Origin of the sequence: Sphingopyxis sp. OAS728 (assembly GCF_014873485.1) — a bacterium.
In the GTDB taxonomy this organism is placed as follows: domain Bacteria; phylum Pseudomonadota; class Alphaproteobacteria; order Sphingomonadales; family Sphingomonadaceae; genus Sphingopyxis.
Genome location: NZ_JADBDT010000001.1, coordinates 4,296,987 through 4,319,385, shown reverse-complemented (window position 1 = coordinate 4,319,385; position 22,399 = coordinate 4,296,987). Strand labels below are relative to the sequence as shown.

Annotated in this window: 20 protein-coding genes; 7 read left to right on the top strand and 13 right to left on the bottom strand. The window is 61.8% G+C overall.

Annotated features, from left to right (window positions below):
- Positions 1–17: 17 nt before the first annotated feature.
- Together GGC65_RS20395 and GGC65_RS20390 are read left to right on the top strand one after the other, a co-directional pair.
- Entirely contained in the window at positions 18–827 is an 810-nt protein-coding gene (locus tag GGC65_RS20395; RefSeq protein WP_192648828.1) for an alpha/beta fold hydrolase, read from the top strand.
- Between the two features lie 229 nt (positions 828–1,056).
- A complete protein-coding gene (locus GGC65_RS20390; protein ID WP_192648827.1) occupies positions 1,057–2,676 on the top strand; it encodes a GMC family oxidoreductase in 1,620 nt (539 codons plus the stop codon).
- A gap of 106 nt (positions 2,677–2,782) precedes the next feature.
- Here GGC65_RS20390 and GGC65_RS20385 read toward each other — a convergent pair whose 3' ends face one another.
- The 5 genes from GGC65_RS20385 to GGC65_RS20365 all read right to left on the bottom strand — a co-directional run bounded on the left by GGC65_RS20385 (position 2,783) and on the right by GGC65_RS20365 (position 6,568).
- Entirely contained in the window at positions 2,783–3,520 is a 738-nt protein-coding gene (locus tag GGC65_RS20385; RefSeq protein WP_192648826.1) for an SDR family oxidoreductase, read from the bottom strand.
- A gap of 270 nt (positions 3,521–3,790) precedes the next feature.
- Complete coding sequence (locus GGC65_RS20380) at positions 3,791–4,198, bottom strand: nuclear transport factor 2 family protein (protein ID WP_192648825.1); 408 nt, start codon at positions 4,196–4,198, stop codon at positions 3,791–3,793.
- A gap of 165 nt (positions 4,199–4,363) precedes the next feature.
- Positions 4,364–5,335: a quinone oxidoreductase family protein gene (locus GGC65_RS20375; RefSeq protein ID WP_192648824.1), complete on the bottom strand. Its 972-nt coding sequence runs from the start codon at positions 5,333–5,335 to the stop codon at positions 4,364–4,366.
- Positions 5,336–5,453: 118 nt separating this feature from the next.
- On the bottom strand, positions 5,454–6,242 hold the full coding sequence (locus GGC65_RS20370; RefSeq protein WP_192648823.1) for an SDR family oxidoreductase: 789 nt from the start codon (positions 6,240–6,242) through the stop codon (positions 5,454–5,456).
- Positions 6,239–6,568, bottom strand: a complete 330-nt coding sequence (locus GGC65_RS20365) for a YybH family protein (RefSeq protein ID WP_192648822.1) — start codon at positions 6,566–6,568, stop codon at positions 6,239–6,241. Before GGC65_RS20365 ends, GGC65_RS20370 begins: the two co-directional genes overlap by 4 nt.
- A 96-nt stretch (positions 6,569–6,664) precedes the next feature.
- Here GGC65_RS20365 and GGC65_RS20360 point away from each other — a divergent pair, with 96 nt between their 5' ends.
- Positions 6,665–7,564, top strand: a complete 900-nt coding sequence (locus GGC65_RS20360; protein WP_192649657.1) for a LysR family transcriptional regulator — start codon at positions 6,665–6,667, stop codon at positions 7,562–7,564.
- A 396-nt stretch (positions 7,565–7,960) separates the two neighbouring features.
- On the opposite strand, the gene GGC65_RS20355 is transcribed toward GGC65_RS20360, so the two are convergent.
- Positions 7,961–8,590, bottom strand: a complete 630-nt coding sequence (locus GGC65_RS20355; protein WP_033073847.1) for a tyrosine-type recombinase/integrase — start codon at positions 8,588–8,590, stop codon at positions 7,961–7,963.
- Positions 8,591–9,252: 662 nt separating this feature from the next.
- Here GGC65_RS20355 and GGC65_RS20345 point away from each other — a divergent pair.
- The gene (locus GGC65_RS20345; protein ID WP_192648820.1) at positions 9,253–9,486 is read left to right on the top strand and encodes a hypothetical protein; all 234 of its coding nucleotides are present in this window, start codon (positions 9,253–9,255) and stop codon (positions 9,484–9,486) included.
- A 409-nt stretch (positions 9,487–9,895) separates the two neighbouring features.
- Entirely contained in the window at positions 9,896–10,030 is a 135-nt protein-coding gene (locus tag GGC65_RS23630; RefSeq protein ID WP_264081034.1) for a hypothetical protein, read from the top strand.
- A 7-nt stretch (positions 10,031–10,037) separates the two neighbouring features.
- Here GGC65_RS23630 and GGC65_RS20335 read toward each other — a convergent pair whose 3' ends face one another.
- The 7 genes from GGC65_RS20335 to GGC65_RS20305 all read right to left on the bottom strand — a co-directional run bounded on the left by GGC65_RS20335 (position 10,038) and on the right by GGC65_RS20305 (position 20,105).
- The gene (locus GGC65_RS20335; protein WP_413052742.1) at positions 10,038–11,270 is read right to left on the bottom strand and encodes an NAD(P)/FAD-dependent oxidoreductase; all 1,233 of its coding nucleotides are present in this window, start codon (positions 11,268–11,270) and stop codon (positions 10,038–10,040) included.
- 12 nt (positions 11,271–11,282) lie between these two features.
- The gene (locus GGC65_RS20330) at positions 11,283–13,433 is read right to left on the bottom strand and encodes a catalase (RefSeq protein ID WP_225940935.1); all 2,151 of its coding nucleotides are present in this window, start codon (positions 13,431–13,433) and stop codon (positions 11,283–11,285) included.
- A 68-nt stretch (positions 13,434–13,501) separates the two neighbouring features.
- Positions 13,502–14,785, bottom strand: coding sequence for a glycoside hydrolase family 130 protein (locus GGC65_RS20325; RefSeq protein WP_192648818.1), 1,284 nt, complete (start codon positions 14,783–14,785; stop codon positions 13,502–13,504).
- 7 nt (positions 14,786–14,792) lie between these two features.
- Positions 14,793–16,898 carry a glycosyltransferase gene (locus GGC65_RS20320; RefSeq protein WP_318780203.1) on the bottom strand — a complete coding sequence of 702 codons (2,106 nt, stop codon included), beginning with the start codon at positions 16,896–16,898 and terminating at the stop codon, positions 14,793–14,795.
- Positions 16,899–17,259: 361 nt separating this feature from the next.
- Complete coding sequence (locus tag GGC65_RS20315) at positions 17,260–18,006, bottom strand: HAD-IIB family hydrolase (protein ID WP_192648817.1); 747 nt, start codon at positions 18,004–18,006, stop codon at positions 17,260–17,262.
- A complete protein-coding gene (locus GGC65_RS20310; RefSeq protein WP_192648816.1) occupies positions 18,003–18,614 on the bottom strand; it encodes a hypothetical protein in 612 nt (203 codons plus the stop codon). The genes GGC65_RS20315 and GGC65_RS20310 overlap by 4 nt, the downstream gene beginning before the upstream one ends.
- A gap of 510 nt (positions 18,615–19,124) precedes the next feature.
- Positions 19,125–20,105 (bottom strand): restriction endonuclease, encoded by a 981-nt coding sequence (locus tag GGC65_RS20305; RefSeq protein ID WP_225941262.1) that lies wholly within the window; start codon positions 20,103–20,105, stop codon positions 19,125–19,127.
- Between the two features lie 363 nt (positions 20,106–20,468).
- Here GGC65_RS20305 and GGC65_RS20300 point away from each other — a divergent pair, with 363 nt between their 5' ends.
- Both GGC65_RS20300 and GGC65_RS20295 read left to right on the top strand, forming a co-directional pair.
- The gene (locus GGC65_RS20300) at positions 20,469–21,371 is read left to right on the top strand and encodes a LysR family transcriptional regulator (RefSeq protein WP_192648814.1); all 903 of its coding nucleotides are present in this window, start codon (positions 20,469–20,471) and stop codon (positions 21,369–21,371) included.
- Between the two features lie 132 nt (positions 21,372–21,503).
- Positions 21,504–22,313: an SDR family NAD(P)-dependent oxidoreductase gene (locus GGC65_RS20295; protein ID WP_192648813.1), complete on the top strand. Its 810-nt coding sequence runs from the start codon at positions 21,504–21,506 to the stop codon at positions 22,311–22,313.
- The last annotated feature ends 86 nt before the right edge of the window (positions 22,314–22,399 follow it).

Sequence of the window (22,399 nt, the reverse complement as noted above, 5' to 3'; positions counted from 1 at the left end):
AATATAGGAGAGATCGCATGTCCCTGTTCAGCAATGTCCGCACCGTCCTCGCCGCCGCCGCCGTTGCCGCTTCTTTCCCCCTCGCCGCGTTGGCGCAGACGGCGGATCATAACGGTCACATCGCCGCAACCCAGCCGGTGCGCAATGTCGTCCTCGTCCATGGCGCCTTCGCCGACGGGTCGGGCTGGCGCGGCGTCTATGACGAGCTGACGGGCCGTGGCTATCGCGTCACGATCGTCCAGAACCCGCTGACCTCGCTCGCCGATGACGTCGCGGCGACGAAGCGCGCGATCGCCCGGCTGGACGGCCCGGCCATCCTCGTCGGCCATAGCTGGGGCGGGACCGTCATCACCGAAGCCGGGGTCGACCCGAAGGTCGCGGGCCTCGTCTATGTGTCCGCGCTCTCCCCCGATGCCGGCGAGACGACGGCGCAGCAATATCAGGGTTTCGTCACGCCGCCCGAGTTCGTTCTCGACACCCAGAGCGACGGGTTCGGCTTCATCGATCTTGAGAAGTTCAAGGCCGGGTTCGCGGCGGATACGACCGATAGCGATGCCGCGTTCATGCGCGACTCGCAGGTCCCGATCAACATGTCGGCCTTCGGCACGAAGCTGACCCAGGCCGCATGGCGCAGCAAGCCGAGCTGGGCGGTGATCGCGACCGACGACAAGGCATTCGACCAGCGCATGCGCCAGCATATGGCGAAGCGCATCGGTGCGAAGGTCACCGAAGTGCCCGCGAGCCATGCCGTCTTCATGACTCAGCCCAAAGTCGTGGCGGACGTGATCGACCAGGCGGCGCAGGCCGCCTCGCGCAGCTCCAAATGACGGACTAGCGCCCTGCCTCTCCCCCGACGGCAGGGCGCCGGTAGGCGGGACCGGTAGGTCTCGCCTACCTTCCAATATTGCCAGTCTTCGGCCGGATTTCCCGGCCGGATTAACAGCGGACGTGGCGGCCAGGCTGCGACGCCGCTGTACCCCGTCGTGCCTGTTCGGCACGGCCTACGAACCGGGGACCGTCCGTCCCCACTCCTCCCCAACGTATAAGGAAAACATGATGATCACCGAGGCTTCCCCCGGCCAGGACTCCGATTTTGCCCGACGCGCCCGCGAGAACCAGACGAGGCTCAATGCAGACATCAAGCACAGCTATGACTTCATTGTCTGCGGTGCAGGCTCATCGGGTTCCGTCGTAGCCCGTCGCCTTGCCGAGAACGGCAGCGCTGAGGTTCTGTTGATCGAGGCGGGCGGCGGCGACGAAGCAGACTCGGTCATCGTCCCCGCGCTCTGGCCGACGAACCTTGGGAGCGAACGCGACTGGGGCTTTCAGGCCGAACCCAATCCGCATCTCGGCGGCCGCGAACTGTCGATGGCGATGGGCAAGGGTCTAGGCGGAGGATCCAGCATCAACGTCATGGTCTGGGCACGGGGTCACAAAAGCGATTGGGATCATTTTGCAGCCGAGGCGGGCGACGCTGCCTGGGGTTATGAATCGGTGCTCGACATCTATCGTCGCATCGAAAACTGGCAGGGCGCGCCCGATGCGCGGTTCCGTGGCACCGACGGTCCGGTCTGGGTACAGCCGGCTCACGACCCGAGTCCGCTCGCACACGCTCTGCTCGGCGCTGCGCGCGAGCAAGGCATCCCGACATTCGCGAGCCCGAACGGCGCGATGATGGAAGGGACGGGCGGCGCCGCGATCACCGACATGATCGTTCGCGGCGGCCGGCGCCAGTCGCTGTACCGCGCCTATGTGCATCCCGTTTCGGACCGACCCAATCTGACGATCGTGACCGGCGCGCACGTCCGTTGCATCCTCTTCGATCGGCGCCGCGCGACTGGCGTCGAAATCGAGAAGGACGGCCGCATCTTTTCAATCGGCGCGCGAAGCGAGGTGATCTTGTCGACCGGCGCGATTAACACCCCCAAGCTGTTGATGCTCTCGGGCATCGGCGACCGCGCCGAACTTGACCGACATTCGATCCCCGTCGTCCAGCATCTGCCCGGTGTCGGGCGCAACATGCAGGATCATGTATCGTTCGGCTGCATGTGGGAGCTTTCAGGGCCGATGGCGCCGCGAAACAGCGGAAGCGAGGCGACGCTCTATTGGAAAAGTCGTGCCGATCTCGACGCACCCGACCTGCTCTTTTGCCAAGTCGAGTTTCCCGTGCCGAGCGAGCGTACGGCGGCTCTCGGTGTTCCCGAGCATGGCTGGACGATGTTTGCGGGGCTCGCACAACCAAAGAGCCGGGGACGCCTTCTCCTGCGTGATGCCGACCCGGCGAAGCCATTGGCGATCAATACCAACATGCTTTCGGATCCGATTGACCTCGAAGCCGCGCGCGAATGCGTCAAGCTTTGTCGCGAGCTTGGCAATGGCGAGGCGTTCAAGCCTTTCGTCAAGACCGAGGTCATGCCGAGAGACCGCGACGTCGCCGGACTCGATGCGTTCATTCGCGATTCCGCGGTCACCTATTGGCACCAATGCGGTACCGCCAAGATGGGACAGGACGACATGTCGGTCGTCGATGCCTCGCTCACCGTTTACGGGATCGAAGGCCTGCGCATCGCCGATGGCTCCATCATGCCGCGGGTAACAACCGGCAATACGCAGGCTCCCTGCGCAGTCATTGGCGAACAGGCCGCGACGCGCCTACGCGCAGCGCACGGTCTCTAGGGCCGCCCTCATCCAAAGGCCTTCGGTCCGATTTTTCGGGCCGAAGGCCGGAGATGCTCAGGCCTCTCGCAGCGGTGAGCCGGAGCCGCCGGGCGTCTTATCCCGCTCAAGCGTTAGCGCCTCCATCCACCGTAAGCGTAGTGCCGGTAACGTATCGAGCCTTGTCACCGGCCAGATAGGCGACGGCATGCCCGATCTCAGTACCCGCACCAAAGCGGCCCGAAGCGGTCAGCTGGCGCATCGGATCGCCAAAGGGTCCGTGGGCCGGGTTCATGTCCGTGTCGATCGAGCCAGGCTGGACGATGTTCGCGGTTATGCCCTTAGGTCCAAGTTCGCGTGCAAGGCCCTGACTGAAGGCAGTAAGAGCCGACTTTGTAGCTGCGTAGACGCCCAAGCCGCCATACGGCACGCGATCCGCAAAGAAGCTGCCGACTGTAATGATGCTGCCGCCCTCCTTCAGATGGGATAAGGCCAACTTGCTCGTGACGATCGGTCCGCGCACGTTGATATCGAGGAGTGCCTGAATATCGTCGATGGCGATATCGGCGAGATTGTTCATCCGAATAATCCCGGCATTGTTGACGAGGATGTCGAGGCCGCCGAGTTCTGCTGCTGCCCTGTCGACCGATGCCGCAATTGCCGCGATGTCGGAGCTGTCGGCCTGGATTGCCACGGCGAAGCGGCCAAGGGCCTTGATCCCGGACACCACCGCGTCGGCTAAGTCCTTTGACTTCTCATACGTGATCGCGACATCAGCGCCTTCGGCTGCGAGCGTCTTCGCGATTGCCGCGCCAATGCCCCGGCTACCGCCGGTCACGAGCGCCTTCTTGCCTGCAAGCGTCATCGAAAACTCCATTTGACGTTCGACGTAATGTCGCTCTTCTCGCGGTCCGACCTGCCAACGACTTGGCTCTGGCACGTGCCGGTTCGCCCCAACGCCACTGCCTCTACCAAGTCGCTTGGCGCTCACGGGCAACGCACAGGGTAGTGGGGGGTATGCATGGGGGGGGCACTGCAGCGTGCGAATGGGCGGCAGCAAAAGTGCGGAGGCGACGAAAGATCGGCGGCAACGAAAGAGATCGTCGTCACTTACGCTGCCGTCCGAGATTTGCACCTAATCGGCTTGCTGCGAACGCCAAACCTCAAATGTGTCGATCAGTTGGTGAAAGCTCACGATCTTGCCGTCAGAAACGCGCACGACATGCATATATTGCGCGTCGAACGGCTTTCCGGTCGAAGCCATAATGCCTTTCGATCGGCCAACGGCCACGACGACATCGCCGCCGTCGATCAACTCGGTAGGCCCGGCCTGATAATCCTGAAATTCCTTGGCGATGCGGTTGAAAACGCCGTCCACCACGGAAGCGGGCGTCAAGTATGGATTGCGATCACCAAGTAAGAAATTTTCCGATTCACGCCAGTCCAGATTATCACTCAGGGTGGCGATCACGGCCTCGATATCGCCGCGGACGAAACTGTCGTAGAAATGTTTTACCACAGCAAAACTAGTTTGATCTGCCATTTTATTCTCCATCGTTTAGAGTCGATTAAATCCATCCATTACGGTCGCAATGAATTCTGAATCCCACGGCGAACAATGTGGAATTCTTCAATTTCCACTTCATCATTGCCTGGAATCAGGTCTCTGATTTTTTGGACGAAAACCGACAGCGCTGTGTCGATCATGTCACCGCGTGAACACCGTCTTTCCCCGGGTGCGGCCTTCGATCATGTCGCGGATCGCCTCGCCCGCTTCGGTCATCGGTACCACCGCCCCGACCTCGGGCTCGATGTTGTTCCGGATGACGAACTGCATCATGGCGGTCATCTCCTCGAGCGTGCCCATGATGGTGCCGCGGATATCGATCTGTTCGACGAATATCCGCAGCAGATCGGTCTCGGCGGCGTGGCCCGTCGTGATCCCGTTTATCACCAGGACCCCGCCGCGTTTGACGGCCTTCAGGCTGTCAGCCCATGTCGCGGCGCCGATGCTGTCGACAACCGCGTCGACGCGGCGTGGCAGTGGGTCGCCATGCCGGAATATGCGGTTGGCGCCGAGACGTTCGGCGATCGCTGCCCCTTCGTCATTGCGGGTCGTGGCCCACACTTCGAATCCGGCCGCGCGGCCCATCTGGATCAGCGCCGTCGACATGCCGCCCGACGCGCCCTGCACGAGCAAGGTCTGGCCGGGAATCAGTCGCGATTTGGCGAAGAGCGCGCGATAGGCCGTGAGCCAGGCCGTGCCGAGCAGCGATGCATGGAGCGCGGACAGTCCTTCCGGAATCGGCACCGCGTTGCGCTTTGGAACAGCGACATAATCCGCCATCGTCCCGGGTACGAGTTCGCTCAGGACGTGCCAGTGTGGGTCGATCGTCTCGTCACCCTTCCAGCTGTCCGTCCCCATGACCGGATAGAGTACGACGGGCGTTCCGTCGTCGAGGAGGCCGGCGCCGTCATTGCCCAGGATCATCGGAAAGGGGATCGGCTCTTCCTGTGCCGTGAGCCCGCGCAGGGTGAAAATGTCATGCCGATTGAGGCTGGCGTGGGTCACCTTCACGCGAACCCAGCCTTCCTTGACAATCGGATCAGGGCGCTCGCCGATGACAAGGGAAGCGAGAGGATCTTCGAGATTTGCTTCTTTTGCATAGACAGCGAACATGGGCCGTTCCTTTCAGGACGGATTGGGAGGTTGGTGCTGCGCCTTGGCATCGATCGATTGCCGCCGTCGGCATGCCGACGCCCGCCCTCCCGAAGGTGGCGAGCGCTGGGCGCGACCCTCAGACGGTGCTGATGGTCCCGCCATCGATGACGAACTCGGCGCCGTGGATCGCAGCGGCACGTTCCGAGGCGAGATAGGCGATGAGGTCGGCCACTTCTTCGGGCTCTGCGCCCCGCCCGATCGAGATTCCGCCCAAGGCATCGAGCACGGACTGACGCGCGTCCTCGATCGTGCCGCCGTTGGCAGCCCGAAGCATTTCGAGAAAGTCGCCGGTAGCCTCGGTCATGATCCAGCCAGGCGAGACGATGTTGACCCGAACACCCTTGGGACCGAGCTCCTTCGATATCGACTTGCTGTAGGTCCGCAGCGCGGCCTTCGCAGCGGCATAGCCGGTGGTGGACTCGGGCAGCGGCAGGACAGACTGGATCGAGGTGACGTGCACCACGGTGCCCGTGCCCCGCCCGAGCATCTGCGGGATAAGCAGCCGATCGAGCCGAACGGTAGCCAACAAGTTCAGGTTTAGCTCGGCGAGCCAGTGATCGTCCGTCAGCGCGGCGAAACCGCCGGCCGGCGACGCCGAACCACCCACGACATGGGCAAGAATATCGATGCCGCCCAGCCGCTCGAGCGCCGCCTTGGCCAGCGCTTCGCCGCCCTCCGCGGTCGCCAGGTCCGCCTGGACATATTCAACGCCCTCGATCGGATCCTTGATCGCGCGGGCGGCCGTGACGACACGGGCTCCGCCGGCGAGGAAGCGCTCGACCGTGGCGCGGCCCAAACCCTTGGTTCCACCGCTGACGAGGACGCGCTTGCCGGCGAACTCGGTGGGATCTGCCTTGATGCTCATACCGTTGTCTCCAGGGTCTTGATGGCGCCATCCACGAGCGTGAAACGATAGGTGAAGCGCAGCGGGCTGCCCGGGAAGTCACCATGTGCGGGTCCCTCGACGATGACATCGCCGCTTTCTTCCCGCACCGCATCGGGCACGAAGATGGCTTTCACCGGGATCACTTCTTCTTCGAACAATTGCCGGATTGCCGACTGCCCTTCGAAATGCTTGCCGTTGTCGATGAAGCTCGCGTCGGGCAGGAAAGGCTTCAACATACCGTCGATATCGAGACGGGCATTTGCCTCGACATAGTCGGCGATGGGCTTGGGTAGGTCCATTGACATCTTCATCTCCTCATTCGTGACGAGACTGATTTAATGATGGACTTCTCGCCTGATAATCGCGATAATTCGGCATGGGGTGTCACGAAGAACGGGACAATGGTTCGCCATTCACTGATTGAGCTCGAGGCGGTTCTCGCCATCGTGCGATGCGGCTCATTTCGGGCCGCGGCAGTCGATCTCGGCATGTCGACCACAGCGATTAGCGCCGCGGTGGGCAAGCTCGAGCGGGAGCTTGCCGTGAGGCTATTCAATCGAACGACGCGCAGTGTCTCGCTCACCTATGCGGGGCGTATCTTCGTCAAGCAGATCAAGCCGGCTCTCGAGGACATTCAAAAAGCTATGAATACGGCGCGCTCTCAGCAGGAGACGCCGTCCGGCACGCTGCGCATCAATGCCTTCGCAACGGCGGCGCGCGAGATCATGGCGCCGTTGGTCCTGAACTATATGGAGCGCTACCCGCAGGTTCACATCGACCTCGTCACCGAAGGCCGGCTTGTCGATGTCGTGGCGGCGGGTTTCGATCTGGGCGTGCGCAGCGCCGATCTGGTGCCAAGCGACGCGATCGCCATACCTCTGGGGCAGATGCGACGCATGGCGGTTGCCGCATCCCCCGCCTTTTTCGATAATAGGGCTATCCCACAGGTGCCGCAGGAGCTGCTCACTTATCCCTGCGTGCGCGTCCGGCTTCCAAACGGCGCATTGTTCCGGTGGCGGTTCGAGAAGGGCGGCGAAGAATTACAGCTTGACGTCGAGGGCCCGATCACCCTCGACGAGGCCTCCCTGACCCGGATCGCGGTCATGAGCGGCGTGGGTATCGGATATTTCATGGAAACCGACGTACGTGACGACATCGCGGCGGGAAGGCTCGTGCGTATCTTGGACGACTGGACCCCGCCGCTAGTGCCGCTCTGCCTCTATTATTCCAATCGCCGCAACCCCTCGGCGGCCTTTCAGGCCTTTATCGCGCTCGCGCGCAACTTCGCCGCACAATCCTGAGCCTTCTGCTGCGCGTTCACGAAGCGCACAAGCGCAACCGGGTTTCATGCGATATAGGCAACGTTTCAATTGCGAGACCTTGGGTTGACGCCTGCCATCCGCAATAAGCATTTGCCCTTCACAAACCGGCATCTTCGGAAGCGAGGAAAGCCCTAACTCGGATCCGTTCCACAGCTTAGGCAATCCATCGGAACGCGCCGACGCATTTCCTCATAGCCCTCGGGTCGAGCCGACTAAAAATTAGGCGATGGCAGGTGATTTTTTAGGGGGACCCGGCGCCACGGCGTCGATCCGAATGGCCGCTTGGAGACAGTCCGCTTTTAGGTGTCAAACAAAGAGAGCGGACGTTCTACCACGAGCTAGAACGCTCGCTCTCCAGAATACGCGATTTGCTGGTTAGACTTCGATGCCTTCTGCCAGCGTCAACGCATCTTCAACATCGACGCCGAGGTATCGCACCGTATTTTCAATCTTGGTGTGGCCGAGCAGAATCTGCACAGCTCGCAAGTTCCCGGTCGCCTTGTAAATGATCGACGCTTTTGTTCTGCGCAACGAATGCGTCCCGTAGTCTTCGCTTCGAAGTCCAACGGCCGTTACCCATTCATCGACGAGACGCGCATATTGACGCGTGCTCATATGAGCAGAGTGGTCGACCCGGCTGGGGAACGCAAAATCCTCGATTGATCCACCGCGCCGCTCAAGCCATGCCAAGAGGCTTCCGCGAGCATCCGACATGATTTCGAATTGAACTGGTCGATTGGTCTTTTGCTGGATCACCATTGCCCGCGTTCTCAACTCACCGCCGGCGACGAGATCGCCGATCTTGATCTTCACAAGATCGCAGCCTCGCAACTTGCTGTCGATTGCGAGATCGAACAGCGCCCGGTCTCGAAGCCGGTGCTCTCGATCCAAGTGGAAGCGAATTGCCCATATCTGCCGTGGTTTTAGCGGCCGCTTTGCACCTACCTTTCGACCGGCATTCCACGCCGGTCGTGGAGGCAAATAGTCGAATTCTGATCTACCCATGATAATTCTCCTGCACCAAAATGGCCAAAAAGGGAAACGCATGGGTCAGGCCGATTGGCCGATTGCGTATTGGCAGCTTTGGGCGGTGGAACGAAATTAGCGGACGCTCCAAGTATTGCCTGGCGTTCGCTTGAAAGGTCACCTCCGTACTGGCTCGTGCAATCGAGGCGCAACCACGTTCCGCAGGAACCGAATAGACGCTGAAGGCCCAGATTCCCGATATCCGTTAGATGATCGGCGCGACATCTTATAATCTTGGCCGGAGCTCCCATATAACAATCATCGTGGCACACGTTCATCGTAGGCGGCCGCGGCTGAGAGACCTCGTGCTCCCGCTTACAAGCAGGAGCCGCGCCCATGCCCCCCGATCCAGATCAATCCCAGTCGGCCACCCCGGACGTGCCTGTCCGATTGAGACCGCAATCGAGCCGATTTTTCCGCAAGAGCCGCAGTCCATTCCCCCTTGATGACGCACGGCGCCAAGGGGACATCAGTCAGCTCGCCTTCTTGACGATGGGCGGACGGGATCCGGCGATAGCCTTCCTGAACACCGACAACGCCGCGCTCGGCGGCCGCCCGCTTACAGTCGCGACCGCGAGCCCCGAGGGATATGAACGGGTTGCGGCAGCGATCCGCCGCTGGCCGAGCGGCCCAGGATTCAAATGAGCCGCGCGATGAACATTTCGCTACCGGAGGACGAGGTTAAGCGCCTATGTCTTCTGCAAGGTGTCAGCATCAGTGCGATCGAGCCGCTTCAGTCGGGCGGTACCCGCCTTGTCTGCACATCCGGCTCCGGCGCCGAGGAAATGCGCCTTCGGCTCCGCGGTCACCTGATCGATGGCAATGTCCTCCGTTACCGCTTCTATCGCCCTCCGGCCACGCAGGAATGGCCATGAGGCCGGAGCGAGATTCCGCGGTGTGCGAACGTCTCTGCCGAACTCGAATAATATCGGTATTCGTGCCGCACATTTCTCGGGATGTGCTATAGTCATCCCATCACCTGAAATCGAACAAGCTCCATGTGACAGAGGGACGATCCGTGCTCTCGCTTGATGCAGGAGCACACACGATGTGCCTCATTCAATTGCTCGAAGACGAGCAGATTGCGCTCGTACGATACGCCGCCGCGACAAATCCTTCGGCGATCGACCGACATGGGCGCCTGATCGAAGATATCCGTCGGCGTCTGAAGGCCTTTCCCTATCAGCATCGCCCTTATTTTCCGCTCAACAGATTGCGGACGCAAACGGCTCGCTAGCACGTTCGCGAACACGCGCATCCTGAAACCGAAGAAAGATATCTGACATGGCCAAATCGCAAAAACGCAGCAATCGCGAGATTCGCAAACCCAAGGCCGCCAAGGCGAAGCCGCCAACCGCGCTCGCAGCCCAAGAGGCGTCTGCCGTGCAGATGACCGCCAAGCCGAAAGGCAATCGCTGACGCGCCGTCAAAAACTGCGGTGAAAGCTGACCAGATCGGCGTCGGGATCGCCATAACCGCAAATCACGCCGCGCAGCATCTGCGCCGCCATCATCGAGAAGGTGATCCCGTTTCCGCCATATCCCATCGCCGCATAGCAGTTCGGCATGCCGGGAATGCGGCCGATGGTCGGTGTCCCGACCGGGCTGTCGCCGAAACTGCCGGCCCAGCTATACGCGGGCGTCGCGTCCACTCCTGGCAGCAGGGCAGCAAGCTTTCGCGACAGCGTCGTCGCCTTGTCGAGGAGCTTGGCGTCGCGGAGCGCCGCATCGGCTATTTCCTCATCCTCGCCGCCGCAGATGATTTCTCCGCGCGGGGTGGTCCGGATGTAGAGATAGGGGTCGGCCGCTTCCCATATCATCGCCGCGGTCGGCCAGATGGCGCGGGGCTGCGGGCGCGTGGCGATCGACCAGCTCGAGATGATCCTGTTTCCCTTGCGCGGAATGCCCTTCATCATCTCATAGCCCGTCGCCACGACGAGATGTTTGGCGCGGATGGCAGGTCCGTTTTTGGAACGGAGCGTGACGACCGCCTCGGAGGGAGCGACGTCGCAAATATCGACCGGGGCGTAGAGCCGTGCACCGCGCGAAATCGCAACGTTCAGATAGCCTGCGGCGAGGCGGCGTGGATCGGCCGAATAATTGCCGTAGCCGATGATCGCATGCCGGCCCTTGATGCCGTAGCGATCCTCGACTTGTGCGGGTTTGAGCAATTCGATTTCAAATCCGGCCCGGCGCCGCGCCTCGGCTTCGCGCGCAAGCCCCGCCGCGTCGAGCACATTGCCATCGAGATAGATCGAGCCGCGCGTCGCGCCATCGACATCGAGGCCGAGCCTTTCGGTCCGTTCGCGCAGCGCGTCGACCGACTGGCGCGAGCGGCGCCACATGCGTTCGGCTTTGTCGCGACCGATCCGGTCGGCCATTCGATGGAGCGGCATGTCGATCTCATATTGCAACATAGCGGTCGAGGCCGCGGTCGACCCGTCCGTGGGGCCGCGGCGGTCGACGATGAGGACATCGAACCCCGCGTCGGACAACTGCTCGGCGATCAGCGCACCCGATATTCCAGCGCCGACCACCACAATGTCGCACGCGACATCGCCGGTCAGCGGTTTTTCCTCGATGGACGGACGACGCCGAGCCGACCAGATCGACTGGCCGGTCCGGAGATCGCGATGATGGGTCGCCGATGCGCGGCTCACCATGACGGGCGATCAGGCAAGATCGCGCACCTTGGCTTCGCGGGCCCAATGGCGCCGGGTGCCGACGCTTTCGAACTCGTCGATCGCAACGACCCCGCCGTCCTTTTCCACCCCTGCCTTGTCGAGCAGCAACTGCGTCGCCTCGTCATGCGCGATCGTCTTGCAATGGCCATAAGCGTCCATGAACCACTGGACCGCCGCGCCCTGCCCCGACAGCGCCTTGGCCTGTTCTTCGGTCAGGATCGAAGCCACGGCGTCGAACAGCACCGAGGGCGAGCCTGCCAGCTGGCCGTCGGCCTTGAGCGTGCCGCCCTTAACCTTGATCCCGCCGACCTTCGGCGCGACGAGGAAGGCGGTGCCGCCGGCGCTTTCGATGTCGCCCTTCAGCTTGTCGATCACCGCCTTGTCCGATCCTTCGGCAAAGAGGATCGCGACCTTGCGGCCCTCCATCGTATCGTCGGCATTCTTCTGGATCGACAGCGCGTCGGACGTTTTGAGATCGACCGGCGCCCGCGCAGCCTTTTCCTTCGCCGGCAGATCGATGGCGAGCCCCATGGCGACACGCGTCGCGAGATCCTCATCGATGTTGCGAAGCTGGCCGACGACGCGGGCGCGGATATGATCGAGCGTGACCTTCGACAATTCGAACACCAGCGCCGAGGCGATATGCGCCTGCTCATTCTCGGTCTGCGACAGGTAGAACATGCGCGCCTGGCTGAAATGATCGGCGAAAAGCGCCGCGCGAATGCGCAGCTTCTGCGCGGGATCGTTGCGTTCGTCATTGGCGGCAAAGCTCTTGAAACCCGTATCGGCGCTTGCGCGCGGACCGCCATTCTCGCCGGCCTCGGCCAGGCTGTTCGGCTCGTAATTGGCGCGCCCCGTTGGCACGAGCGTCTGCATCATCCCGTCGCGCTGGAAATTGTGGAACGGGCATTTCGGCGCATTGATCGGGATCTGGTGGAAATTGGTCGTGCCCAGCCGCGACTTCTGCGTGTCAAGATAGGAAAAGAGCCGGCCCTGAAGGAGTGGGTCGTTGCTGAAATCGATGCCCGGAATGATGTTCGACGGCAGAAAGGCGACCTGTTCGGTCTCGGCAAAGAAATTGTCGACGTTGCGGTTGAGCGTCATGCGGCCGACGATCTCGACCGGAACATCCTCCTCCGGGATCAGCTTGGTCGCGTCGAGCACGTCATAAGGCTGCTTCTCGGCGAAAGCTTCGTCGAACACCTGCACGCCGAGATCCCATGCCGGGAAGTCGCCCGCATCGATCGCCTCGAACAGGTCGCGGCGATGGAAATCGGGATCGGCGCCGGCGATCTTGACCGCCTCGTCCCATGTCGTCGACTGGATGCCGAGCACGGGTTTCCAGTGGAATTTGACGAATTTGCCTTCGCCCTTTTCGTTGACGAAGCGGAAGGCGTGGACGCCGAAACCCTCGATCATGCGCAGGCTCCGCGGGATCGTGCGGTCGGACATCGCCCACATGATCATGTGCATCGCCTCGGGCATCAGCCCGATGAAGTCCCAGAAGGTGTCATGCGCGCTCGCCGCCTGCGGATAACCGCGGTCGGCTTCCATCTTGACGCTGTGAACGAGGTCGGGGAATTTCATCGCGTCCTGGATGAAGAAGACCGGAATATTGTTGCCGACAAGGTCCCAGTTGCCGCTGTCGGTGTAGAGCTTGACCGCGAAGCCACGCACATCGCGCGGGGTGTCGACCGATCCGGCGCCGCCCGCGACCGTCGAGAAGCGGACGAAGACCGGACAAGTCGCGCCCTCCTTCTGCAGGATCGACGCCTTGGTCAGCCCGGGGATCGCCTTGGTGCATTCGAACACACCATGCGCGCCCGAACCGCGGGCGTGGACGATGCGTTCGGGAATACGCTCATGGTCGAAGTGGAAGATTTTCTCGCGAAGGACAAAGTCCTCGAGCAGCGTCGGCCCGCGTTCGCCGGCGCGCAGCGAATTCTGGTTGTCCGAAATCCGGTGGCCGAAATTGTCGGTCAGGAACGCCGCATCGGCCGATTTGTCGCCCGATGCCAGATTCTGGTGCAGCTCGCCACCATTGCCGCGGCTCACCTCGATCTTCGGCTGACCTCCGCCCGGCTGGTGTTCGCGAAGGGCCTGGTCGTTCGCGGGCGACGGCGGCGGAGATTTCGGCATCGGTCATTCCTTCTGCCGCGGAAGGCGACACTCCTACAATCCGCCGCTTCGCCTTATGTTGCGTGCCGCTAGGCCATGGCGGCCAGAATCTCCTTGATCGCGACGAACGCAAAGCAGACCGAACTGTCGGCCACCCCGTAGGGCAGGAAAATATCGTCGCCGACGCGGATCGCTCCACAGGTGTAGACGACATTGGGAACATAGCCTTCGCGGTCCTCGTCGGCGGCGGACAGGATCGGATTGGGCGTCCGGCCGATCACCTTCGAGGGATCGTCCTTGTCGAGCAGTACAGCACCGATCGCATATTTGCGCATCGCGCCGACCCCATGGGTCAACACCAGCCAGCCCTCGTCGAGTTCGATCGGCGCGCCGCAATTGCCGATCTGGATGAGTTCCCATGGAAAGCGCGGCTCCAGCAATAATTCGCCGTCCTCCCACTGATCGACCGTGTCCGAGCGCAGCAGATAGAGATTCTTGCCATCCTGCCGACCGATCATGCAGAATTGCCCGTCGATCTTGCGCGGGAACAACGCCATGCCCTTGTTGCGTCCCGCCTTTCCCTTGATCGGGCTCAGCGTGAAATCCCTGAAATCGCGCGTCCGTAGCAGCTCGGACTGGATGTCTCGCCCGCTATAGGCGGTGTAGGTCCCGATCCATTCGCTTTTGCCGCTATCGCGCTCGAACTCGAGCAGCCGCAGATCCTCGAGCCCGTTGCGCTGCGCCTCGGTGATCGGGAAGATCACCGTGCCCGAAAGAGTGCTGTCCTTCTGCCGATAGAGCGAGACAACATCGTCGGGCTTGTCGTCGCGGTGCGGACCAAGCATCGCCGCCGTAGCGAAGGCGGGCTGCGGCAGCAGCGTCAGTTCGCGGTCGCAGGTAATGATTCCCTCGCGAAAGGCGATCGTCGAAATATGACCCTCGCCGACAGCGCGCAGCGACAGGAGGATGCGGATGCATCCTTCCTCCAGCCCGGTCTGGTCGGGATGACGAACGACGCTGGGGTTCATCAGCGCCGCCGCGGCATAGCTATATTCGTGACAGAAATAGGCGCCGATCAAGAGGCGCATCTCGCGCTTCAATGTGAGGCCTTCGAGACCAAGTTTGGGTTCGATCTGCTCGAAGCGATCCTCGAACACCTTCTCGATCTGCCAGTGCCGGTCGGCGAAATCGCGCAGCACCACGCTGAGCTCGGCGCGCACGGTGCGCGTGTCGAGCGTCACGATTTCGCGGGCCAACCGCTGTACGCGCTCGAGATCGGGACCCGATGCTTGCCATGCGAGGTGAAAGGGCCGCACGACGACGCGCGTCGGGTCGGCATGGAGCCGCAATTCATCCTGTACCAGATGCACCATATTCCCCTCAGCCGGCTTTGCGGATAAAATCCCGGATCGTGTAAGTCGCGTGCTGGTAGGCAAGAACCGACTCCGCCCCTTCGTTGAGGTTCAGGCCGCGCGGGTTAATGCCATCCTTGCTGCTCCCGGTCAGCGGATCGCCAACGATCACGCCGCGGTCGTTACGCCCGGAGAACCAGTCGTAAGCGCGCCGCGCGTGTGCCAGCCAGATATCGTCGCCGGTCACATCATAGGCGGCCGAAGCGGCATCGATCGCGGCCCAAATCTCGAGCGGCTGCTGATCGAATGGCCGCGGCAGCTCATGGGCATGGCCGAAGCTGTCGGACCCGACGGGGCGATAATGACCATGAGGCGAAATCTGCGCATCGTTGATCCACCGCAACGTCTCGACTCCGCACGCGGTAACATCCGCGCGCTCAAGTCGTACGCCCGCGCGCAGCATCGCTTCGGGCAGGCGGCAATTGTCATAGGCGAGTATCGGCTCGAACCATCGCCAGTCCGGTCGCGCCGCGGCCTGATAGAGCGTGATCAGCCGGTCAGCGCCGCTGCGCAATATCCGGTCCGCCAGATCATGCTCGGGATGCGCCGCGAGCACGAAGTCGGCGCCGAGCATCGCGAAAGCAATCGCGCGCGGTGACTCGAAATCCAGCGCGGACGCCGCGGTACGCTCGAACAATTCATGCGCCCATTGCCGCAGACCGGGCTCGCGCGCGCCCTGCGCCGTCGCACCGAGCGCCCAGAGGGTTCGGCCGCAGCTGTCTTCGGACCCCACATCCTCGAGCCAGTTGCGTGCGAATCCCATGAAGTTGCGAAACTCGCCGTGGTCGGGGTTCCAGGCATGCTGCACGAACGCCGCAAAGACCGGGGTCAGTTGTCCGCACTTGCCTAGCGCATCGTCGTCGAGCCGATGCATCAGCATCAGCGCGCGCGCATTGTCATCGACGCAATAGCCGTGCGCGCGATCGGGGACCATATGAACGCTGTGCTGGAGGATGCCGGTGTCGTCGCAAATGCGCAGGAACCCGTCAATGCCGATCCGGTCGGGAATAGGCGCGTCCTTCGGCACGACGCCGCTCTCCGCGATCAGCGCGCAGCTTCGCTCGGCGAACACCGGCCAGATCATGTCGCGACTGCGGTCATAGGCGCGACGCTGCAGCGTGAGCAGCCGGTCGGCATCGCCGAGCAGATACTGGATTTCGTTCGCGATCGCTTCGATGTCGTTGAAGGGAACCAGCACACCATGATCGTCGGCGAGGAGCTCGACCGCATGCACGTAAGGCGTGGAGATCACAGCCTTGCCCAGCGCCATCGCGTAGGAAAGCGTGCCCGACGTCGATTGCTGCGCACCGGTATAAGGCGTCACATAGATGTCCGCCGCCTCGAGAAGATCGAGCAGATCGTCGGTGTCCATGAACGCATTGATCCAGCGGATATGCGCATCGACCCCGAGCGAGACAGCGAGCGCTTGGAGCCGGTCGCGATAGGCCTCGCCTTCAAGCGCCAGCAGATTGGGATGCGTCGCGCCAGCAATGCAGTAAAGGAAGTCGGGGTGATCTTCGATGATCGCGGGCAATGCCTCGATGACCGCCTCGATCCCCTTGCCCGGCGACAAAAGACCGAAGGTCAGCGCGACCTGTTTGCCAGCAAAGCCGAACTGCGGCTTGAACTGCGACGCGCGGCCGAACGGGCGGTCGGGGACACCATGGGCGATCATGGCGATCTGGTCGTCGTCGGCATGATAGACGCTTCGCAGCAGATCGTGCGAGCGCTCGGACATGACGACCAGCTTCGTCGCGCGCGCGATCAACCGCTCCATCACGCGGCGCTGATCGGCGTCAGGTTCGGCGAGCACCGTATGAAGCGTGACGATCAGCGGTGCGGAAACACGATCCACCAGTTCCAGGATCATATCGCCCGCCAAGCCGCCGAAGAGGCCGAACTCGTGCTGCAGCCATATAATTTCGGCACAGCTCGCCTCGATTTGCCGCGCCGCCTCGATAAAGCTACCGGCGTCACCCTCGGTTATGACGCCGCAAACAACGGGGTCGAATATCGTGGGAACGGCGGCCGGCGCGATCGCATAGACGTCGACGGCAATCTCCGGCGCGGCCACTGCAAGCGACGCGTGGATATCGGCGGTGAAGGTCGCGATGCCGCAGCGCCGCGGAAGGAAACCACCGATCAGTGCGATCCGGGCAGTATCCGAAGTTTTTGGCCGAAGCGTTTGGCACGCCTCCAAACCTTCATCGAACGATCTACGGTCAAGCGTTTCGTACACAGGCATACCTTCCAAAAAATGATGCGACAGAAGGCCTCACCCAGTATTTTGTCGCTTGTTTCGAAGCCCGCAGTCGGCCTCGGAGCATCAGAAAACAGAACAGCTCAGCGGCGCATTTGTTCCCCTTGGCACGCGCCTCGCCGGGAGTCGTAAGGGGCAATCTCGGTAACACCGACCGAACATCGCCACCGCATTTTCACTTCAAACAGGCAACGATGATTTCGATGATGGCAAGCGTTTCTCCCGGATCGCGAACGGCGATCGTGTCCAGTCCCAGCGCCTTGGCTGGATAGTCATTGCCGCCCGGGAATATCGCATCGCCGATGAACAGCATTGCACGCAGTTCAATACCGCTTTCGTCGCTCAGCTTCGTAAGGCCATAGGCCTTGTCGACGCCTTCGCGCGTGACATCGATCGACGTAGCGCCGCCCATATTGATCGACAGGCCCGGCAGACGTTGGCGAAGGTCGGCCTGGATCACCTTGCGCTTCGCGAAATCGGGATCCCATTTTTCCTTGGCATCGATCGGCGCTTCCTGACCCAATGCCGAGAATGTGATCTGGCTTCCCCGGTCCTCGACCCGTGCTCCCCAGACCGCTTCGGGAACGAACCCGGTCGCCCGAAGCGCCGCATCGAAGGCTTCGAATATGCGCTGCTTCTCTTCGTCGGCGAAGATTTCGGCATAGCGCGCCTGCCACGCGCCCGAACGGAAAGTGTAAAGCTTTGTGCCGGTCGTCGGCATGAGCCAGAGCCGGGAAAGGTCCGCGCGCTCGGGAAGGCGCGTCGCCACCTGTTTTTCGAACTGCGGCCAGTCGCCACCGGATATCACCGCAACATCTGCCACGCCGAGGAGATTGGCAAGCGCCTCACCCATCGCGGGTTCCATCGGCTGCTTGCTTTCGGCAAGCGTTCCATCAAGATCGAAGACAATCAGCCGTTTCATGCAGGCGTCGCTCCGCGCCCGTCGCTCGCCGCGTCCCGCTGCCGCCGCGCGGCGGCTTTGGCATCGGCAAGGTTCGAATAGCGATAGTCGCCCACCGCGAATTGTTCGACATAGGTCCGGATGATGCCATCCTCCTCGTCGCCCGGTGGACGCAGGCCTCCGCCTTCGCCTTCCCACGCCGAGCGTGACGCAGCTTCATCGATCGCGGCGGCGAGAGGGCCGTCCTCCACGCCCAGCGAGCGATAAAAGTCGCGCCCGACGGCCAGAAGGGTGGCGCGAATATCGACGACCGGATCGTCAGCTCCGTCGCTTCCGGCAGCCCGATGTTGGTGTGTCGCCTTTTCGAAGGCCTTCGCCATGAGCAATTCGGCGATCAGTACGTCACTGACCAGATCGTCCGGCGCTTCAAAGGCACCCGCAGTTGATACGGCGAGATCGGCGATAGCCTCGGCATCGCCGCTCAAGCCGCGCCGCTCGCGATATTCGTTGATCCGTTTGGCATAATAGCGCGGCAGGTCAAAGTTTGGCATCGCCTGCCCATCGCGTCGCGCCTGGCTCACGGCCATCAACGCCATCTGATGGTGGTGGAGAAGTTGGTTGAGGTCCATGATCTTTGCTCCTTCAGCGGGAGCGCAATGGTCTCTCAGTCGCCAGCACGCGGTGGAAGCGGGCGATGCTATGGAAGTGGGGTCACAGGCTTCCGATTGCAATGAGCAGACATTTATAATTGTAGCCGACCGACGAGAGCCAAGTCATATGTCTCGACTTCCTTCGGAATAGGCCTAGCGTTGGACCGGCAGCGACTTTCCACGCGACCCGGAAAGTCGATGGGGCTTTCCTTTGGTCACGAACGCAGAGGATGGAAGGGCTTCGCGGTAGCGAAGCCCTTTTGCCCATGTTGCTGGAGCGTCATCACAAACATTGGCCGGTTGCGGACTGACAGCTTCTAGGCGGGAGGCCTCGAGAAGCGGACGTTCGCAACCTGTGGAGCGAGAATGACAGCTCGCGACCAGAGCCCGTCGTTCTCCAGCAGCGATTTGGACGGCCGCCTCTCCCGAAACCTGTCATCGCTGCGGCGCGAAGCCGCCCGGCAGTATCCGCTTCTGTTGCCAATCAGTCTAAAACTCCAGAAATATGTTGTCAGGATCGTTGGGGTCATCAATCTCATCGATCCAGCCCTCCCTGGAAGATCCAACCGTGAAGCTCGACATCGAGTTTTCATAATATTCGGCGCTGTCGACTTGGAACCGGTCGCTGTAGGGATCGGTGGCTACGTACCGAACGTCCCAATGTGTCTGATACCATTCGCCCGTACCATCCGAGTGGAGACCTCGCCCGGTTTTAAGGACAGCATCAATCGCACTAGGCGATAATACCGTCTTCATGTCAGTTTTGGGATATAGGTAATCGACGAAGACACTGAACTGCTCATGCTTGTCGTCGTAAAATACAGCGCGAAGGCGGAGATGGTGCTTGGTCCAGCCATTACCTGGTAACGCGATAGATTCGAGCTTGGCCGCAATTGCCTCTACTTCGGTAAGGGCAGGAAAGGAGTGCCCGATCCGGCAGCTCATGTAGAGGAAATAATCCTTGTAGTTGGCCGCCCACACCGACGGCGCCTGAGTTGCATAGATCTTCCAAGGCTGCGCTTTCGCGCTCTCAGGCATGAATTGGTGGACCAGCGGGAAAAGCTCTGGGATATTGAGGCGCTTCTCGATCTCTACGCCGTCCCAAAACGTAGTGAGGATCTTGCCGCTCCGTTGCAGTTCCTCGAGCCGCTTCACGACGCCAGACGACGGCTGGGTTGAACATGCTAGAAGATAACCCTCTGCATCCACAGCACCGCATGCATCGACGATGTCGATGACGTCGGGAAGGCCGACCGAACCGCCCCCATGCGCCTTGTGCTTGCAGCTCACCAGCCACTTGCGGGAGAAGGATGCGAGCATCCCCGTTGCCCGCTCGGTCGCGACGAGGTCGCGCCCACCGTCAGGCCCCACACCGGTCCAATGCACCTCAAACCCGCTCCGGATGAGCATCTCCCGGATAAGCTGTTCGAAGCGGACACCGTCCGATGGAAGTTCCTTAAAGTCGAGCATAGCCACTGCGTCGCCCGATGCGCAATTCGTGTCAACAACGTTCCATGACGGCAGATTGGCCTCGAGTCACCCAGCGATCGACGTTGACCTGCACGCTCCGCCAACGAGAGCCATCTGGATAGCAGCTGACGCCTAGGTTGTTTCGTTCGCAGGCGGACACCGGCTGCCGGTCGATCATCCCTTTTGGCCGCTTGCGGACTGGCGGCTTTGGGCGCGAAGTCGGCAAAAGCGGACATCGAGCAAGCCGCGCAGCTCAAGGGCGGACATATACGCGGGCGCGTATCAATTTGGCGCCGCGCATGAAGCTATGTTGATCTCCCGAAGTCGGCTATTCACCTCTGCTCGGGGCGGGAGAAGGAGCAAATGGATCGGCTGGACGCCATGCGGGTCATTCTGGCGGTCGTCGATGCCGGCAGCCTGTCAGCGGGTAGCCGCGCCCTTGGGTCTCCGTTGCCCAGCGTCAGTCGCAAGGTCGCTGAACTCGAGCGGTATCTTGGAACCAATCTGTTCGTCAGGACGAGCCGCAACATTCAGTTGACCGATGCGGGCCGCGACTATGTCGAGGCAGCACGACGTATCATTGCGGACTTGGAAGAAACCGAACGACGGGCCTCGGGAGAGTATCAGACGCCCCGCGGCGAGTTGTCGATCACCATGCCGATCGAGTTCGGCGTGCGGCACGTCATCCCGATCGCGCTCGCCTTCATCGAGGAATATCCCGAGGTCACCCTCAAACTCGTCACCTCCGACCGGCTGGTGCATATGGTCGATGAGCATGTCGATGTCGCGATCCGGCTCGGTCATCTACCGGACAGCGCGCTCTTTGCAGTCAAGGCGGGAGAATTTCGACTGATCACCTGCGCCAGCCCGGCCTATCTGGAACGGTGCGGGACACCGTCCGGCCCGCGCGACCTTCCTCAACATGACGGAATCCTGTTCGGACCGCTGCCGATGTTCTGGGGTTATCGCGTCGAAGACGAGGACGTGATGTGCTTGCCGCGCGCACGAGTGACGGTCAACAGCGCCGCTGGAAATCTCGCGGCCGCGCTCGGCGGCGTGGGGGTCGCGCGCCTCTTCGATTATCAGGTATCGGAGCATATCCGGTCGGGCACGCTGGTGCGGCTCTTTCCCGATGCCGATGGCGAGCTCCGTCCCGTCCATATCGTTTATCCGCGCCAAGGCCTGCTTCCGCTCAAGGTGCGCGCCTTCATCGACTGGGCCGCACCACGCCTTCGCGTCGCATGTACGGGACTCGACTGCGCCTGACCAACATGGCGGAAATGAGAGGCTTGCTCTCGGTTTCCCTTTCTACCGGCATTCTCCCAACCCTCTAAATCGTTCTGGTCGCCCCGATCACGTCGGTCGGTCGGCATCCCAACCTTCTTGAAAGGAAGAGCGATGAACGAAGTAAAGGGCACTGCGCTCATCACCGGCGCCTCCGCCGGTATCGGTGCGATCTATGCCGACCGTCTGGCCCGTCGTGGCTATGATCTGCTCCTGGTGGCGCGCAGCGCCGCCAATCTCGACAAGGTCTCGAAAGCAATCCGCGAAGCGACCGGCCGCAGCGTCGAAACGCTATCGGCCGATTTGTCCAATCCGGGCGAGCTGCGGCTAATCGAGGCGCGCCTCATCAATGACCGCCGCATCACGATGCTCGTGAACAACGCCGGCATCGGCGCGCCCGTCCCGACGTGGCAGGCCGATGTCGACCAAATGGAGGCGATGATCGACATCAACGCCACCGCACTCGCTCGGCTGACTTACGCCGTTGCGCAGCGATTTGCTGCGGTGGGCAGCGGCACGATTATCAACATCGCCTCGACCGTCGCTATCGCGCCCGAGTTTCTGCTCAACGGGGTCTATGGCGCGACAAAGGCATTCGTGGTTGCGCTGACGGCATCGCTGCAAGCCGAACTCGCCGACAAGGGCGTACGTGTCCAGGTCGTCCTGCCCGGCGCCACCGCGACCGAGTTCTGGGATCTGTCGGGTGTGCCGCTTTCCGGCGTTCCCGCGGAGATCGTGATGTCGGCCGATGCGATGGTCGATGCCGCTCTCGCCGGTCTCGATCTCGGTGAAACCGTCACGATCCCCGCCCTTCCGGACACGTCCGCCTGGGATGCTTTCGAAGCGGCACGGATCGCCATGCTCCCCAATCTGTCGCTGACCCATCCGGCCGACCGTTATCGGCCCGCCACCATAGGCGCCTGAGCGTCCCCCTTCATATCAAAACAGGAGAAATATCATGTCCCCCAAAAACTCAACGTCACTGCGCCGCTTGCTATCCGCAACAGCCC